This is a genomic window from Allocoleopsis sp., from assembly GCF_036703385.1.
Lineage (GTDB): Bacteria > Cyanobacteriota > Cyanobacteriia > Cyanobacteriales > Coleofasciculaceae > Allocoleopsis.
Map to the genome: position 1 here is coordinate 1 of NZ_DATNPA010000396.1, position 15,514 is coordinate 15,514.

General features: G+C 45.1%; 10 protein-coding genes and 1 pseudogene. 6 read left to right on the forward strand and 5 right to left on the reverse strand.

Annotated elements, in window-relative coordinates; all coding sequences use genetic code 11:
• Both V6C93_RS19560 and V6C93_RS19565 read left to right on the forward strand, forming a co-directional pair.
• Positions 1 to 508: pseudogene (locus V6C93_RS19560) on the forward strand (IS701 family transposase); the annotation flags it as partial.
• Positions 501 to 1,388 carry an AAA-like domain-containing protein gene (locus tag V6C93_RS19565; protein ID WP_333478343.1) on the forward strand — a complete coding sequence of 296 codons (888 nt, stop codon included), beginning with the start codon at positions 501 to 503 and terminating at the stop codon, positions 1,386 to 1,388. The pseudogene V6C93_RS19560 and the gene V6C93_RS19565, both read left to right, overlap by 8 nt.
• A 31-nt stretch (positions 1,389 to 1,419) precedes the next feature.
• Here the strand turns inward: V6C93_RS19565 and V6C93_RS19570 are convergent, their stop codons facing one another.
• On the reverse strand, positions 1,420 to 6,885 hold the full coding sequence (locus V6C93_RS19570; RefSeq protein WP_333478344.1) for a trifunctional serine/threonine-protein kinase/ATP-binding protein/sensor histidine kinase: 5,466 nt from the start codon (positions 6,883 to 6,885) through the stop codon (positions 1,420 to 1,422).
• 481 nt (positions 6,886 to 7,366) lie between these two features.
• A complete protein-coding gene (locus tag V6C93_RS19575; protein ID WP_333478345.1) occupies positions 7,367 to 8,629 on the reverse strand; it encodes a sodium:proton antiporter in 1,263 nt (420 codons plus the stop codon).
• A 385-nt stretch (positions 8,630 to 9,014) separates the two neighbouring features.
• Between V6C93_RS19575 and V6C93_RS19580 the strand changes: the two genes are divergently transcribed.
• Positions 9,015 to 9,383, forward strand: coding sequence for a hypothetical protein (locus tag V6C93_RS19580; protein WP_333478346.1), 369 nt, complete (start codon positions 9,015 to 9,017; stop codon positions 9,381 to 9,383).
• 176 nt (positions 9,384 to 9,559) lie between these two features.
• Here the strand turns inward: V6C93_RS19580 and V6C93_RS19585 are convergent, their stop codons facing one another.
• The gene (locus V6C93_RS19585) at positions 9,560 to 9,895 is read right to left on the reverse strand and encodes a DUF2973 domain-containing protein (RefSeq protein ID WP_333478347.1); all 336 of its coding nucleotides are present in this window, start codon (positions 9,893 to 9,895) and stop codon (positions 9,560 to 9,562) included.
• Positions 9,896 to 10,024: 129 nt separating this feature from the next.
• Complete coding sequence (locus V6C93_RS19590; protein ID WP_349262771.1) at positions 10,025 to 10,378, reverse strand: DUF2605 domain-containing protein; 354 nt, start codon at positions 10,376 to 10,378, stop codon at positions 10,025 to 10,027.
• 166 nt (positions 10,379 to 10,544) lie between these two features.
• On the opposite strand from V6C93_RS19590, the gene thrS reads away from it, so the two are divergent.
• Positions 10,545 to 12,374 (forward strand): threonine--tRNA ligase, encoded by a 1,830-nt coding sequence (thrS, locus tag V6C93_RS19595; protein WP_333478349.1) that lies wholly within the window; start codon positions 10,545 to 10,547, stop codon positions 12,372 to 12,374.
• 87 nt (positions 12,375 to 12,461) lie between these two features.
• Here the strand turns inward: thrS and V6C93_RS19600 are convergent, their stop codons facing one another.
• Entirely contained in the window at positions 12,462 to 13,310 is an 849-nt protein-coding gene (locus V6C93_RS19600) for a helix-turn-helix transcriptional regulator (protein ID WP_333478350.1), read from the reverse strand.
• Between the two features lie 132 nt (positions 13,311 to 13,442).
• On the opposite strand from V6C93_RS19600, the gene V6C93_RS19605 reads away from it, so the two are divergent.
• On the forward strand, positions 13,443 to 14,399 hold the full coding sequence (locus tag V6C93_RS19605) for an SDR family oxidoreductase (protein WP_333478351.1): 957 nt from the start codon (positions 13,443 to 13,445) through the stop codon (positions 14,397 to 14,399).
• A 298-nt stretch (positions 14,400 to 14,697) separates the two neighbouring features.
• On the forward strand, positions 14,698 to 15,514 hold an 817-nt coding region (locus V6C93_RS19610), incomplete at its 3' end, for a DUF4118 domain-containing protein (protein ID WP_333478352.1).

Genomic DNA, 15,514 nt, shown 5'->3' on the forward strand with positions numbered 1-15,514 from the left:
GTTCGGTATTGCCAAAGATAGAACAGTTTCGCCTCAACCCCACCACGACAGTCAGGTGCAGAATCTTGAGATTCCAGAACAGGGATTAGTCACTCATCTCAAAGGGTTTGGCTTTGTCAAGTTGTTTAGGACAGTCTTCAAAAAAGAAGACGATAGACACTACATCTTATTTTTTTCCGAATCCCAGGAGTTAGAGCCAACAACCAGGCAGGACTTTCAACGCTTTCATGATAGCCATTGGGGTATTGAAAGCTATCATCGAGCTACCAAGCAGCTCTGTAGCCTTGAGCGCTTTAGGGTTAGAGATACCAAGGCAATCAAAACCCACATCTTTTGTGCACTCCGAGCTTTTACTCAGTTGGAATTTATGAGAGTCGAAAATCTAATTAGCAATTGGTACGAAGTCCAAAGAAATTTGTTCAAAGCAGTTATTCGTGAATATATTCTGGAAAACCGTACTAAGCCACTCACCGCTCACACACCTGATTTTCTTCCTGTCAATGCGTAACTCCTGTCGGATTCTTGTCCATGCTCTCCAGCAGGGCTACAAAACCACACTCTTGGACTTCCAGCAAGCTGAAGAAACCGTTCTCAACAATTTGCATAAATTGCTGCGTTGGTTCTGTGCCAGCCTAACTCGACAACTCAAGCTAGAACCAAAGCTTGACGACTATTGGGATGAAGATCTGGGCAGTAAGATGAGTTGCACCCTCTATATTCAGGAACATCTCCTGGAGTCTATCTCCAATCCGATTGTTCTGGCTTTAGAGGAGGTGAGCGTACTTTTTGAGAAAGCTCAGGTTGCTCAAGAATTTCTGACTCTGCTGCGATCATGGCACGAGAGAGCTAAAGTCGAGCCTATCTGGAAAAAGCTCCGATTAGTACTGGTGCAATCGACAGAAGTTTATGTTCCTTTAGATATTAATCAATCTCCTTTTAATGTTGGGTTAGGAATTGAGTTGGAATCGTTGACCCCACAACAGATAGACGGCTTAGCCCAGTGTCATGGACTGATGTTAAACGCCAAGCAACTGGCTCAGCTAATGCAGCTCGTAGCGGGTCATCCCTATCTGGTACGACTAACCTTATACCATTTGGCACGACAGGAGGTGACCTTAGAGGAACTGATAAAAACGGCGGCAACCGATACGGGAATTTATAGCGATCACTTGCATCGGCACCTCAGAAATCTGCAACAGAATCCAGAACTAACAGCTGCGTTTAACCGAGTATTAAGCACAAGAGAGCCAGTGGAGTTAGAGCAAGTCAAAGGCTTTAAGTTGCAGAGGATGGGGCTAGTCAACCTGCAAGGGAATCGGGTAACAATTAGCTGCGAGCTGTATCAGCAATATTTTAGCGATCGCATCACTAGCACGTTGGTTCACTAGCCAACATCATTCATAATTTATCAGGATTCAGTTAGTGTCGGCCAAGAGCGATCGCAAACTCCGTCCCTTGTCCCGGTATTGAACTGCACGTCAATTTCCCGCCATGTGCTTCTTCCACAATCTGACGCGAAATCAACAAGCCTAACCCCGTTCCTTGCCCTACCGGTTTCGTAGTGAATGAATGTTCAAATAACTGCTGTTTGACTTCTTTTGACATCCCAAAACCATTGTCCTTAATCCGAATCACAATGCTATTATTGTCCGCTGACACTTCTGTGCGAATCGTAATTCGATTGGGATTGGTTTGAATTTCCTCATAAGATCGATGTTGATTTAACTCATCTAAGGCATCAATAGCATTGGCAATAATATTCATAAACACTTGATTGAGTTGTCCGGGGTAGCACTTGACTAGCGGTAAATCCCCATACTCTTTAATAATTTCAATCGCCGGACGCTGATCATTCGCTTTTAGCCGATATTTCAAAATCGTCAGCGTACTATTAATCCCCTCGTGAATATTGAAAGCCACCTGACCTGATGTATCGGAACGAGAGAAGGTTTTTAAGCTTGTGCTAATGTGACGAATACGCTCTGCTCCTTCCTTCATGGAGACAAGGATATTAGGCAAGTCTTCCATGAGATAGGCTAATTCAATGGATTCAATTTCTTGCGCAATTTCATCCCCTGGTTGAGGGAATTTCTGCTGATACAGCTGCAAAAGATTGAGTATGCCCTGAACATATTCCTGGGCGTAACCTAGATTGCTCGTGATAAAGCCAACGGGATTATTAATTTCGTGAGCAACAGCCGCTACTAATTGACCCAACGTAGACATTTTTTCACTCTGAATCAGTTGCAGTTGAGCATGTTTGAGTTGTTGCACCGACTGTTCTAGCTGCTGAGCATAAACTTGAGATTGTTGATATAAATGGGCATTTTCCAGTGAGATAGCCGCTTGAGCGCACAGCAATCTTAAAATTTCTATTCGGTTACTATTAAAAGTACCCGCCATCAAATTATTTTCTAAATAAAGAATGCCAAGCCGCTTGCTTTGATGGATAATAGGAGTACACAAAAGCGATTTAGTTTGATGTTCAATGATGTAGGGGTCAGCTGCCAGGTTAGTTTGTCGATTGGCATCATCGAGTACTAAAGTCTCTCCAGTGTGTTGAACATAGTTGATTGCACTGAGCGGAATCTCTTGGCTAGACTCGACGGGAATGGAGGGGAACACTCTAACTTCAGTTGGGCTACTCAGCGCAATAACTTCTATGACTAAACGGCCTTCTTTGTGTAAAATGAAAACGCCTTTTTGAGCACCTGCATTCTCAATTACCACCTGCATCAACGTTGAAAGCAATTTATCAAGGACAATTTCTTGAGAAATGGCTTGAGAGGCTTTGAACACTGAAGATAAATCTAAAGCTTGGCAAGCCTCTGTCAGGCTACTAGAGGCAATTTCGGTCGTGAGGTGGGAAAGACTCCCGCTAACACTTCTACTCGTTTTTTCACGTTGTAAAATAGGAGCTATTAATTGTAGGTAGTGTTTTTCTAAGTCATCAACTTTTGCCTTGGCTCCCCAGTGAGCATAAGCGTAATAAGCATGAATCATGTAAGCTTGGGAAATTGTTTCTTTACCCCAAGCTAGGTAGAATTTGGCGGCGAGTTCGTGGGCGAGACTTTCTTCTTGAATGTACTCATGTTCTTTCGCCAGAGCAATGGCGCGATCATAGTAATCGATCGCCTCAACATTTTGACCTAAAATTCTGCACCGCTCGGCTTCAACGAGGTAAAACTTATGTAAGAAATTTTGGGGCGCATGATGCGCCCATCGCTTCATTTTTTCCTGATTGCAGTTGATTTTGACCCGATGTTGTTCCTGTTCTGAGGGTAAGGCATCTGGATAAACAGCTATGCGCACTAGAGAATCATAGAAGTAAAACAGGGGTACATTGAGCATCCCTGTCACTCCATCTAAATACTGTTCGGCTTGGATGGCATTTTCTAAAGCTTGCTGGACTTCTCCAAATAGATAGCAGATAATCAGTTTGTGAAAGTGAAAATAGTGGAGTCCGTTTCGATCATTGGCTTCCCGATGAAACGGTAGCATTTGCTCCTCGTTGTAAGCTGTACCGATTAAACGGCATGGATTTTTAGACCGACCCAGCAAGTTTAAAACCGCTTGATGAATGATTTGATTATAATTTAACGCCGCTTCTTGGCGGATTTGAACTAGAGCCTGACTAAAGATCGCTATCTCCTGTTCAAGCTCTGTGAGTTCTAGACCAATAAAATAAGAAAATTGAGATTTCTCCTTTGCTGAATAGCCACATTCTAATTCACCCGTTTCCAGCCCCCTAGAGTAACCTTCCTGTAAAAGGGGCAAGGCGTATTTGAGATGACTTTTGCTATGCAATATATGTGCTGCAACCGTATATAAGACTTTGGTTTTCAGGGCAGTGGCGTTTAAACGTTCTACTACATTTAACGCCAAGTTCCCAAATTTATAACCTATTTCAATCTCTAGAACAACCCCACTTAAGATGAGTCCGTACAAGGCATAAGCAAAGGCAGACAAAGGAGCATTGCCATAATAAATCGATAAATTAACCATTTCCAACACAATCAGTGGCAGCAGTGCTGGAGCTGTAATATAAGCCGGAGAAACTAAACCGGAGAGAATACGTAGTGCAGCTAGCTTATCTGGCTCTACCATTTCTGGTAGGTCGATTAAGTCCTCAATTTTTTTTCCAGTACAGAGTGAAGCTGTTTCTTCAAGTTTCTGCTGAATATCTAAGGGACTTGGCTGTTGCGGAAAACTGACCCCCAACAACCTGAGAACTTCTAACCCCATTTCAACGGCTTGTTTGGGTTTGACCTGTGCTGTACAGGCCGCCAGTTGGACTTCATAAACCTTCACCTTATCCAGCAGCGTTCTAGCGTTGTTGACTACCACATCCGCTAATTCCTGCATCTGCTGAAAATCAGTGTTCAGGTACGCACTCTCTGCCGCCGCTACATAAAGAGCGAGTGTCAGTTCATACTGAGTCTGCCAGCGATCGCACCTTAAAAATTCCCTCCCTACAGTAAAATATCCCACAGCTGCACTATAAGCCGTTGCGCTTAACGCTTTGCGACCGGCAAGCCAATTCAACTGCGCAAGTTCCTCTCGTTCGTGGCGTTCTTGGATTAATTCCGCCCCCATATTCAATTGGTTGACAATTTCAAATATTTTCTCTTCCCGCTGTTCTCGCGGAGTATTATTCAACAGCAATTGACCTATTTTTAGGTGAGTTGAATGTTTTTGATCGGGAGAAATCAAAAAATAAGCCGCTTGCTGCACCCGATCATGTAGAAATTTATAACTGGGTAATCGGTCATGGGTCATGGACAATTGGGGTGATTCTTGCCCATTCCCATCCAACTGAAAGAACTTATAAACTTCACTGCTCGGAATAACTAAACCTTCTTGCAGAGCTTTCCACAATTCAGTTGCCGTTTCTACCTGAGATTTTTCATTAATAATTGCCAGAGTGTTTAAATTAAAAGAGTTACCGATACAAGCGGCTAGTTTCAAAAGATTTTGGGTATTTAAAGGCAGCTTCTGCAACTGAGACGATATAAACTCTACTACATCATCACTGACAGATAGCGCTCTCACTTGAGCAATATCACACTGCCAATAGTTCTGACTAAAGTTAAAAGTAATTAAGCCATCTTCATATAGAGATTTTAAAAATTGGTTAGCAAAAAACGGGTTGCCTTTCGTTTTTTGGACTACCAACTCTGTTAGAGGCATCGCTCGTTTTCTAGAACACGATAAAGTATCAGCAACCAGACGATTTAGGGTAGGCTGATCGAGAGGTCTTAGAGTAATTTGATTAACTGTGGAATCAGCATCTTGCTTGGCTCCTTTAGCTTTACGAATCTCTGCTAAAGCTAGCATTAAGGGATGGGCAGGGCTTACTTCATTATCCCGATAAGCCCCAATTAAAAGTAGACAGGCCTTATCATTTTCACTCATCAATAGTTGTATCAGCTTTAATGAGGCTGAGTCTGCCCATTGCAAATCATCTAGGAAAATGACCAGCGGAGTTTTAGTCATCGCGTAGCGAGACGAAGTCCGGAGATGTTCTTGCGTGGTAAACACACCAATAAATTTTTGCAAGAGCAAATTGAAGCGATTTTGAGCGGCACTACCTGATAGTTCGGGGACGGGTGGCTGCTTACCAATAATCCGCTCAAGTTCGGGAATGACATCAATAATGACTTGAGCATTCTCTCCTAATTCTGATAAGATTTTGGCTTTCCATTGTTGTAGCTGAGCAGGGCTTTCTGCCAGTAATTGTTGGATTAGATTTTGGAAAGCTTGTACTAAAGCTGAGAAGGGAATATTACGCTTGAATTGGTCAAATTTACCAGTAATAAAATAACTGCGTTGCCGGACAATGGGTTTGTGAACTTCGTTGACGACAGCGGTTTTGCCAATGCCGGAGAAGCCTGCCACTAACATCATTTGGGTGCTGCCTTTAGCGACTCGGTCAAAGGCAGCCAGTAAAGTGGCGACTTCGGTTTCTCGACCGTAGAGTTTTTCCGGAATCACGAAGCGATCGCAAATATCCCGTTTTCCCAATTCAAACGGGTTAATCGTCCCATGAGTTTGCCATTGTTGCAAACAAATTTCTAAATCATGTCTAATTCCGTAGGCGCTTTGATAGCGGTTTTCTGCGGTTTTAGCCATTAATTTGAGGATGATATTATTCACCATCTTGGGAATGCCTGGATTCACTTCGTTGGGAGGAGTAACTATCTTGGCAATATGGCAGTGGATTAACTCCATTGGGTCAGGACTCCAGAAGGGCAACTGACCTGTCAGTAATTGGTAAAGGGTGACACCCAAGGAGTAAAAATCAGTGCGGTAGTCAATCCCTCGATTCATCCTACCCGTTTGTTCGGGCGACATATAGGCAAGAGTACCTTCAAGCCCGTTAGGATTTTGCAGAACTGGGTTTTCTCTGGGTAACAGGGAAGAGATACTGAAATCAATGAGTTTAACTTGTTTAGTTTCAGGATTAATTAGGATATTTTGGGGCTTAATATCTTTGTGAATCACACGGTTTTGATACAGCCCTTCTAGCGCTTGGGCAATCTGAATGGCAAGGTGTAGAAATTCGCCCAGTTCCAAGGTTTGCGCTGTGATATATTCTTGAAGAGACACGCCACCCATATCTTCCATAACCAGGGCAAACCCGTTGCGATAGTTTTCTAAGCTATAAAATTGGATAACTCCGGGTAAGTTGAGATTTTTAGTGATGGTGTACTGATGGCGGAAATGCAGTAGTTCAGTGAAGGCGGGATACTCACTCTTGAGGATTTTGATGACAACAGGCTGTTGGTTTGATATCCGTTGTCCACGATAAACTTGCGTGCGTGAGCCGTCGTAGATGAGGTTAATGATGAGGTAGCCGGGGAGTGTAATCATATTACTAGTCATAGCAAGTTTTCTTGCTGGGTTGGGTAATATACTATGCGCCTAAACCAGGCATGGCGTAATCTTTTCCGGTCTCAAATAGCCATTAACGTTTTCTACAAACGCCTAACTCCAACAGATATTACTGTGAGTTAGGCTAACATATTAGCAACAAGCCAAATCGAACTGGCAAACGCTGTGATTGCCAAGGAGATTGTGCGAACAGTGCCTCAGTTGTAAACAAGAATACACTTAACCCCAGGAATGATTCTGGTGTAATACGTTTTCCTCTTAATGTCCTACACATGACTCCCAAAAATTTTCAACCACAGATAGACACAGCTACACACAAATGAATAGCATACTATCTATAGCAATCTGATTCGAGTTGTGATTTATTTACGTAGAGGCGTAGAGCTTTACCGCAGGTTACCACAGGAAACGCAGCAAACACCACGGAAAAAGTGAAAATTAAAATCTTGAGCCGTAATCAACCGCTATGGCTTTAAGATTCATCAAGCTCGGTTACTGGAGTTACGTCTTTGCTAGTACCCTTGATGTGGCGTTCATACCATTTCATCAAAGGTGTGGCAGTAACTCCATGCAAAATGACGGAGATGATGACTGTAATATAGGTAATCCAAGCAATCTGCTCTCCCGTTTCTTTTTGTAAACCGTGACCGAAGGCATAGGTCAGATAATAGAGGGAACCGACGCCACGAATTCCAAACCAACCAAAGAGCAAAAGAGTAGGTGCTGGGATGCGACTGCCAAGCATACTGAGCCAAACTCCGGCGGGTCGAATTACAAATAGTAACAAGCCAGCGACCAAAAGTGCTTGACCTGAATATTTAATGATGGGGTCGAGTAGCAACAGCGACCCCAAAATCAAAATTGTTCCTACCTCTAGCAACTTTTCTACTCGCTCGGTGAATTCTAGTTGAGCAAGGCGCTTTTCTTGGTCGTGGGAATAATTCGCTTGAACGACTACTCCGGCAACAAAAACCGCAAGAAACCCATAGCCATTGACCAATTCTGTTAAGGAATATGTGAGCAAAATCGTACTGAGGGCAACAAAGTCTTCCATCACATGATCAGCTTGTCGGAGGCCTTGAACTTTTTGATCAATCCAGACGACAGCTCTGCCAACCACAATTCCCATCACAATACCAGATGCGATCGCCCAAATCAGATCGACGGCTACCCATTGTCTAAACCACTTTTCCCAGTTACTATCCTTGAGCCAATAAACCCCGAAATAAACAAAGGGGAACGCCAGAGCATCATTTAAACCCCCTTCGGAAGTCAGACCAAATCGCAATTCATCCTTATCTTTAACGTGGGCAAGCTGCACTTCTGAAGCTAAAACGGGGTCAGTTGGTGCCAGAATGGCTCCCAACAAAATCGCAGCCCCCCAGTCGAAACCAGTCAGCCAATGACAGGTCGCAGCAATGGCTAAAATCGAGATGGGCATCAAAAACCCAATCAGCCGTGCTGTTGTGTTCCAAGCCCACAGTTTGAGGGGGCGATTCATCTTGAGACCGCAACCAAAAACTGAGACAATCACAACAAATTCTGTCAGCCGTTCTAGAAATTCTGCATCAGGGCGCAGTTGAATTAACTGTATACCATAGGGTCCGAGGACGATACCAACGACCAGGTAAATCAGAGCATAGGACAGAGGTAAACGCGAAATCCAGCCAGAGCCTAAGGTGACTCCCAGCAATAGTAAGCCAATAACTAGCAGATCGAGAATGTAAATATTCACACGTTTGGCATTAGAGTCAGATGCCGCCGGACTAATTGCCCTTGCGTTGAAAAGTATGCTCTCGTGAGCTTATCGGCTCTGCTCATAACACAACATCAGCTTAGAGCTAGATTTTTTAACAATAATTTTGGATATATCGTGGCGAACTTTTGCCTAGCGCAGCGAGGTAGAAATAAATGACCAGCTTGCCAATCTACCTTAATCCTATAAACACTAAGTATTTAGTCTGCTCACGGGTCACTGTTCACTAGTCACTGTTCACTGTTTACTAGCCAGTTGTTTGGACGGTAGAACGAAGTGGCGGTAATACTTGAATAATGTATTTCTCTTCCTTAAAAACTGAGTTAGCGGCTGCTAGCTTTCAATCATTCTATGGAGATGTTTAATGTGGGTCCTTAATGTTATTTTAATTTTTGCTGCGATCGCTTTTATGGGTTGGCTGCTTTGGAGTTATGGGGGGGAACTGACTAGAGCCTTTGGTGTTTTCCTGACCGGAGGCCAATCAGTACTCTTTGCTCTAGGCGTTCTTCTGGTTGAAGCTCTCAAAGCCGCCCTGATTGCCGCTGTTGTTGGTGCCGCTTTTTATCTCATTTTTTACGTAGCTCGTGCCCCACAAGTTACAACTCAAGCAACAGCTATGAGCGTCGCTGCTTTAGTGTTTGCCTTGCTCATGGTGAAAGCTCTATGGGAAAACATCAATAACTTGCGCTGGAGTATCCGCAACGAAATCCGCAACCGCTATCGGAGGCGGTAGCCACAGATAAAGTATGAAGTATTCAACTTCGACTTCATCACCTGTCAGGAAACTCTAAGGGCGTATTACTCGCCCTTACACATATAAATTCTCGGTCACGAACCCGATTAATTGGAGGGAGCCTAAAACCCAAGAAAAGTGTTCAGTCTGAGTATTTTTGTCCTTCATATATTTTTTTAACTCTCTTCAGGCTTCTCAGTGGGGCTCCCCGGAGAAGAATTGAATAGGACATCTAACCGGGCGCGGGCGTCTTCAAGGGTCATGGAGCGCATTACCAGTAGTGGCTCGTTGATGGGATTACCGGTTTCATCCAAAAGTTCTGGGTGCGGCACGGTATTGTATCGAGAACGAGAAGGCATCAGTGGCGAATGCCCCCAATCGGTGGGTGATGGGCCCGCTTGTGAGTAACGGCGTTGGGAATCTCTACTCACTGTCAATAGGCTGCGCAGTAAATTTCCGATCGCTAGAAATGCTATTACTGTAAAGGCAACAAGATAAAGAAGGTGTAACATAGCCTCGTCCTCCAAACTAAATAGTTTTCCTGTAAAGCTCTTGACTAGATAGTGGATATGAAATGGTTTTTTATCAGTAGTTAGTTCAGCTTATCACTGGTCAGCTAGATTTTTGCTCAATCCTGGGGATCAAGGTTCGCTATCATCTGCAATATCCTTGGTGGGGGGTAGCGGGGAACTAGAGCGCCACTGCCTCGCCACTTGCCAACACTCGCTGACCAACCGATGCCAGGGAACAAGCGTAGCGGTTTCAATGCCCACTTGACCATCGGTCGCGTTGAATAGCATCACAGCTGTACTAACTTCTTGCTGGGCGTTTCTGACTCGTGTCAGTAGATCGGATTGTTGCTGGTCACTCAAGAAAGGAATATCTTCAGTTTCTAATAAAGAGCGCGATCGCGAAAACCAATATTGAAAATCTTCTAATAGAGGCTGTAATACAGACTTCAGTAATTCCTGTTCGGATGGCTGAGATTGATGCATAAATTTAAGAAGCTTTTTCATTTAAATCATATCTTAACAACCTTTACATTTCTTCACAACTCGGACACATTCTTTGAGACTCTCGTCAGCAGCCATTGGAAAAACAACGTCTGTATCATGGAGGCAGAGAGATGTAATCAATTTTTTAAAGACAGAAAATCTATTCATGGAACAGTCGCCCATGCCTAACATAGAAGCTCCAGAGCAGCCTGAAAGAATTCATCTGCCTCGCACCAGCGAATCCGAGTCCTTGAAGAAGATTCGTCACACAACCTCCCATGTGATGGCAATGGCGGTGCAGAAGCTCTTTCCCAAGGCACAGGTGACGATTGGCCCTTGGATTGAGAATGGCTTTTATTACGACTTCGACAACCCAGAGTCGTTTTCTGAGCAAGACCTGAAGGCTATCAAAAAAGAGATGATTAAAATCATCAACCGCAAGTTGCCCGTGATTCGGGAACAGGTCAGCCGAGACGAAGCCGAACGCCGGATTAAAGAAATTAATGAGCCTTACAAGCTAGAAATCCTGGAAGGACTCGAAGAACCCATTACGATTTATCACCTGGGTGAGCAGTGGTGGGATTTATGTGCGGGGCCTCATGTGGAAAATACCAGTGAGTTGAACCCGAAAGCGATTGACTTAGAAAGCGTTGCGGGGGCTTACTGGCGAGGTGATGCAACGAAAGCCCAATTGCAACGTATCTACGGTACGGCATGGGAGACACCGGAGCAGTTAACTGAATACAAGCGCCGCAAAGAAGAGGCACTCAAACGTGACCACCGCAAACTGGGTAAAGAACTAGGCTTATTTATCTTCTCCGATCAGGTTGGGCCTGGATTACCCCTGTGGACGCCCAAAGGAACTGTAGTACGCAGTATTCTAGAAGACTTCCTCAAGCAAGAACAGCTCAAACGGGGCTATCAGCAGGTGGTAACCCCCCATATTGGGAAAGTGGAACTGTTCAAAACCTCTGGGCATTGGCAGAAATATAAAGAAGACTTGTTCCCGATGATGGGAGAATCGGAGGATGAAGGCTTTGTTCTCAAAGCCATGAATTGCCCCTTCCATATCCAAATTTATCAGAGCGAGTTGCGTTCTTATCGAGAACTGCCGATGCGCCTTGCTGAATTCGGGACTGTCTACCGCTATGAGCAATCTGGAGAATTGGGAGGCTTAACACGAGTCAGAGGATTTACTCAGGATGATTCTCACCTGTTTGTAACGCCAGAACAGCTCGATGCGGAATTCTTGAGTGTGGTCGATTTAACCCTATCCGTGTTCAGAACGCTGCGGCTTTCTAACTTTAGAGCTCGCTTGAGTTTCCGCGACCCCAATTCGGATAAATACATCGGTTCAGATGAAGCCTGGGATAAGGCGGAAAATGCCATCCGCCGTGCTGTGGAAACGCTGGGGATGGAACACTTTGAAGGCATTGGAGAAGCGGCTTTCTACGGACCGAAGCTAGATTTTATCTTCCATGATGCCCTTGATCGCGAATGGCAACTGGGTACAGTTCAGGTCGATTACAACCTGCCAGAACGCTTTGATTTGGAATATGTTGCAGAAGATGGAACTCGGAAGCGTCCAGTGATGATTCACCGTGCGCCGTTTGGTTCTCTGGAACGATTGGTTGGGATTTTGATTGAGGAGTATGCTGGGGACTTCCCCTTCTGGTTAGCGCCAGTGCAAGCACGAATCGTGCAAGTGAGTGACGCTTACTTGCCTTATGCCAAAGAGGTTGCCGATAAGATGCGATCGCAAGGTATTCGTGCTGAAGTGGATGCTAGTGGCGATCGCTTACCCAAACAAATTCGCAACGCGGAGAAGCAAAAAATCCCGGTGATGGCAGTCGTAGGCGAGAAGGAAGTCGAGTCTGATACTCTCAGTATTCGCGTTCGGGGTGCAGGGGGGCAATCTAAAGATTTAGGTGGTCTTCCTGTGGCAGATGTGATTGAGAGAATGAAGGATGCGATCGCTAACCACAGCAACTTCTAAGTTGACAATCACACGATTTCTAATCGTGTGATTCTTTCGTCACGGGGATGGTTGCATCGGCTGGTATTTCACGATTGGAGCGATACTTCACCCATATATATCAATAGAGGTTTTCAATTTCTGGAGCTGCTCAACTGTACCAGACTCAGGTAAAGGAGTATAAACGACAAGCGTTAATTCTGGTGCCTCTATTACTTGAAACACAGAGTATTCAAACTCCAACCGTCCTACAAGCGGATGCTCGTATGCCTTGAATCCTTTGGGCTGTCCTTGAACTTCGTGTTGTGACCACCACTGCCGAAATTCAGGACTCACTCTTTGCATATCCTCTGCTAACTCAATGAGTTCAGCATCTCCCAGATAACGCCCACATATACTGCGAAACCGCGCCAATATCAACTGAGCATGTCCTTCCCAATCCACGAGCATCTGGCGGTAAGCAGCATTGGTGAAAAAATACCAGATTTTGTTGCGCTCTCTGGTCGTCATGCTGCTAAAGTCTCCAAACAAAGCACAAGCTGCTTGATTCCAAGCCAGAATATCGAAGCGATACCCTGTTACATAAGCTGGACAAAACTCCAAATGATCCAGCATGTGCTGAATTGCAGGGCTAACGGCACTCTTTCCATGCGGAATCTCTGGTGGTAGTTGCTGCAACGCTAACATGAACAAATGGGTTCGCTCATCAGACGTTAATCGTAGAGCTTGAGCAAGGCTTTCTAATACTTGGGTAGACACTCGAATGTCGCGCCCTTGTTCCAGAAATGTGTACCAGGTTGTGCTGACATTTGCCAACTGAGCCACTTCTTCGCGTCTTAATCCAGGAGTGCGGCGGCGTGTTCCGCTTGGTAAACCCACAGCCGCAGGGGTCAGACGATCGCGACGAGATTTGAGGAAGTCAGCGAGTTCTTTTAGGTGTGGCTGATTGCTCGTCATCGCTTGACTTCTAACCTGAACTTAGCACTACCAATACTAGTATAAGTTCAAACTGGTACTAGCTTGAGCGGCTTGATACGTTGAAATCAAGGTTTTGAATTCCTACTCAGACACTTGATCAGGAGAGCAACGATGCACGTTTTTCTAACAGGCGCAACAGGATATGTCGGATCACTGGTGGGTGAACAGTTGCAAGCAGGAGGACACACGGTTGTCGGTTTGGCTAGAACAGAGGCATCGGCTAACAAATTGAGGCAGCGTGGCATTGAACCCCTGCTGGGTGATTTACGAGACACTGAACTATTAGCTCAAGCAGCACGTTCAGCAGATGGCGTGATTCATACCGCCTTTATTCACGACTATAGTGATTTTGAAGGGGCGATCAAAGTTGAGGAAACAGTCATTGCAACCTTTGTCGAAGCCTTGGCTGAATCTGGAAAACCCTTTGTTGCAACCTCTGGAACGGGATTGTTAGGAGACACGGGCGATTGCATTATCGATGATAGTGAAATCATGGCATCCCAAAATGCGCTAGTCCCCAGAGCTGCTGCTGAGCAAACCATTCTTCAAGCGGCAAAGCAAAATATTCGTAGCGCTGCCATACGTCTACCCATCTTTGTCTATGGGCATGGAAGCAGTCAATTTATTCCCATTCTGATCAAGGACACACAGCAAGTGGGCATCGCACGTTATGTTGAACCGGGCGATTACAAATACTCAGCCATCCATGTAGATGATGTTGCAAGATTGTATGTGCTTGCTTTAGAAAAAGGACAAGCTGGAGCTGTGTATCATGCTGTTTCCGAGTCAGGAATTACCATGAAAGCGATCACCCAAGCAGTAGCTCATCTACTCGGTTGTGGGATGAAAGCAATGTCTAGGGAAGAAGCCATCCAGGAATGGGGATTGTTCTTGACCACGTTTTTCTCAATCAACAATCAGGTTTCATGCACAAAGGCTGAAGCGGATTTAGGTTGGCAACCTGAAATCAAAACCACAATGCTGGAGGATATTGAATTTGGTTCATATCGTACAGAAAGTAATCATACAATAATTGAATTAAACTCAATTTGTGATGAGCAAAAATAGTAATATTGCTCATTTAACTAAGCCACAAGCTCTAGCTGTATGTGCTAGGGCTATTGATTTGAGGTGTTCAAAAAAGATCAGACTCATGATATATATCCAAAGTTAGAGGGTGCGCTTTATCCTCAGTTTAAGCAGCAACGACCAAGGCTGGGGAAAGCGTGGTAAGGATTTTTGAGTTTAGTATTTTTCAGATGAATAGGAAGTTTCTAGCGCTCAGTTTTGCTGATGCGCTAGAAACTCCCTGTAGGCTGCGCAAACAGGCAACCGCTCCTCTGGTAGACAATGAGGAGAACGGAATATGTTGAGAGTCGTGCGTGCCAAACTGTATCCCTATAGCATTGCTGTCCTGGCTTTTGCGATCGCGCTGTTGCTGACGTGGCTCCTGGAACCACTCATGTCGCCAACTTTTTTCGCGCTGTTTTACCCAGCTGTGATGGTGAGTGCCTTTTACGGTGGCTTGAGAGCGGGGCTGTTATGTATAACATTGGCAGCTGTTGCGACTAAATACTTATTCCTGCCTCCGCTGTATTCACTGGCTTTTACCAGCCCGAATACCTTGTTTCGGTTTACTGTACTCATCCTAGTCGCGCTGATGATCGGCCTACTGAGTGCGGCACTGCGCACGGCCCAAGAGCGAACCCAAGTGAGTCTCCAACGGCTGCAAGCCAGTGAAGTTAAGTTTCGGCGCTTGGTTGAGTCCAACATCATTGGGGTAATCTCAGCCGATACAGGCGGTGCGATTACCGAAGCAAACGACGCTTTTTTGCAGATGATGGGTTATACCCGTGAAGACCTACTAGCAGGGCGGGTACGTTGGGACGACATGACGCCACCTGATTTACGCCATCTTGATGTGCCAGCCCTAGAAGAGCTGAGAACCAGAGGAGCGCATACTCCTTACGAAAAGGCATACATCAGCAAAGAGGGTCATCGGGTTCCGATTTTGGTCGGGTCTGCTCTATTAGAAGATGAGTCCAGAGAGAATGTAATCAGCTTCATCCTCAACCTGAGCGATCGCAAACGAGTTGAACAGCGTCAACGCATACAGTATGCGATCGCTCGCGTTCTGGCGGACGCCACTACCCTTGCCGAGGCCGTGCCAACTATCCTGAAAT

Coding starts and splice junctions, on each gene's coding strand:
- V6C93_RS19565 (WP_333478343.1), top strand. CDS start 501: ATGCGTAACTCCTGTCGGATTCTTGTCCATGCTCTCCAGCAGGGCTAC.
- V6C93_RS19570 (WP_333478344.1), bottom strand. CDS start 6,885: ATGACTAGTAATATGATTACACTCCCCGGCTACCTCATCATTAACCTC.
- V6C93_RS19580 (WP_333478346.1), top strand. CDS start 9,015: ATGTGGGTCCTTAATGTTATTTTAATTTTTGCTGCGATCGCTTTTATG.
- V6C93_RS19585 (WP_333478347.1), bottom strand. CDS start 9,895: ATGTTACACCTTCTTTATCTTGTTGCCTTTACAGTAATAGCATTTCTA.
- V6C93_RS19590 (WP_349262771.1), bottom strand. CDS start 10,378: ATGCATCAATCTCAGCCATCCGAACAGGAATTACTGAAGTCTGTATTA.
- thrS (WP_333478349.1), top strand. CDS start 10,545: ATGGAACAGTCGCCCATGCCTAACATAGAAGCTCCAGAGCAGCCTGAA.
- V6C93_RS19600 (WP_333478350.1), bottom strand. CDS start 13,310: ATGACGAGCAATCAGCCACACCTAAAAGAACTCGCTGACTTCCTCAAA.
- V6C93_RS19605 (WP_333478351.1), top strand. CDS start 13,443: ATGCACGTTTTTCTAACAGGCGCAACAGGATATGTCGGATCACTGGTG.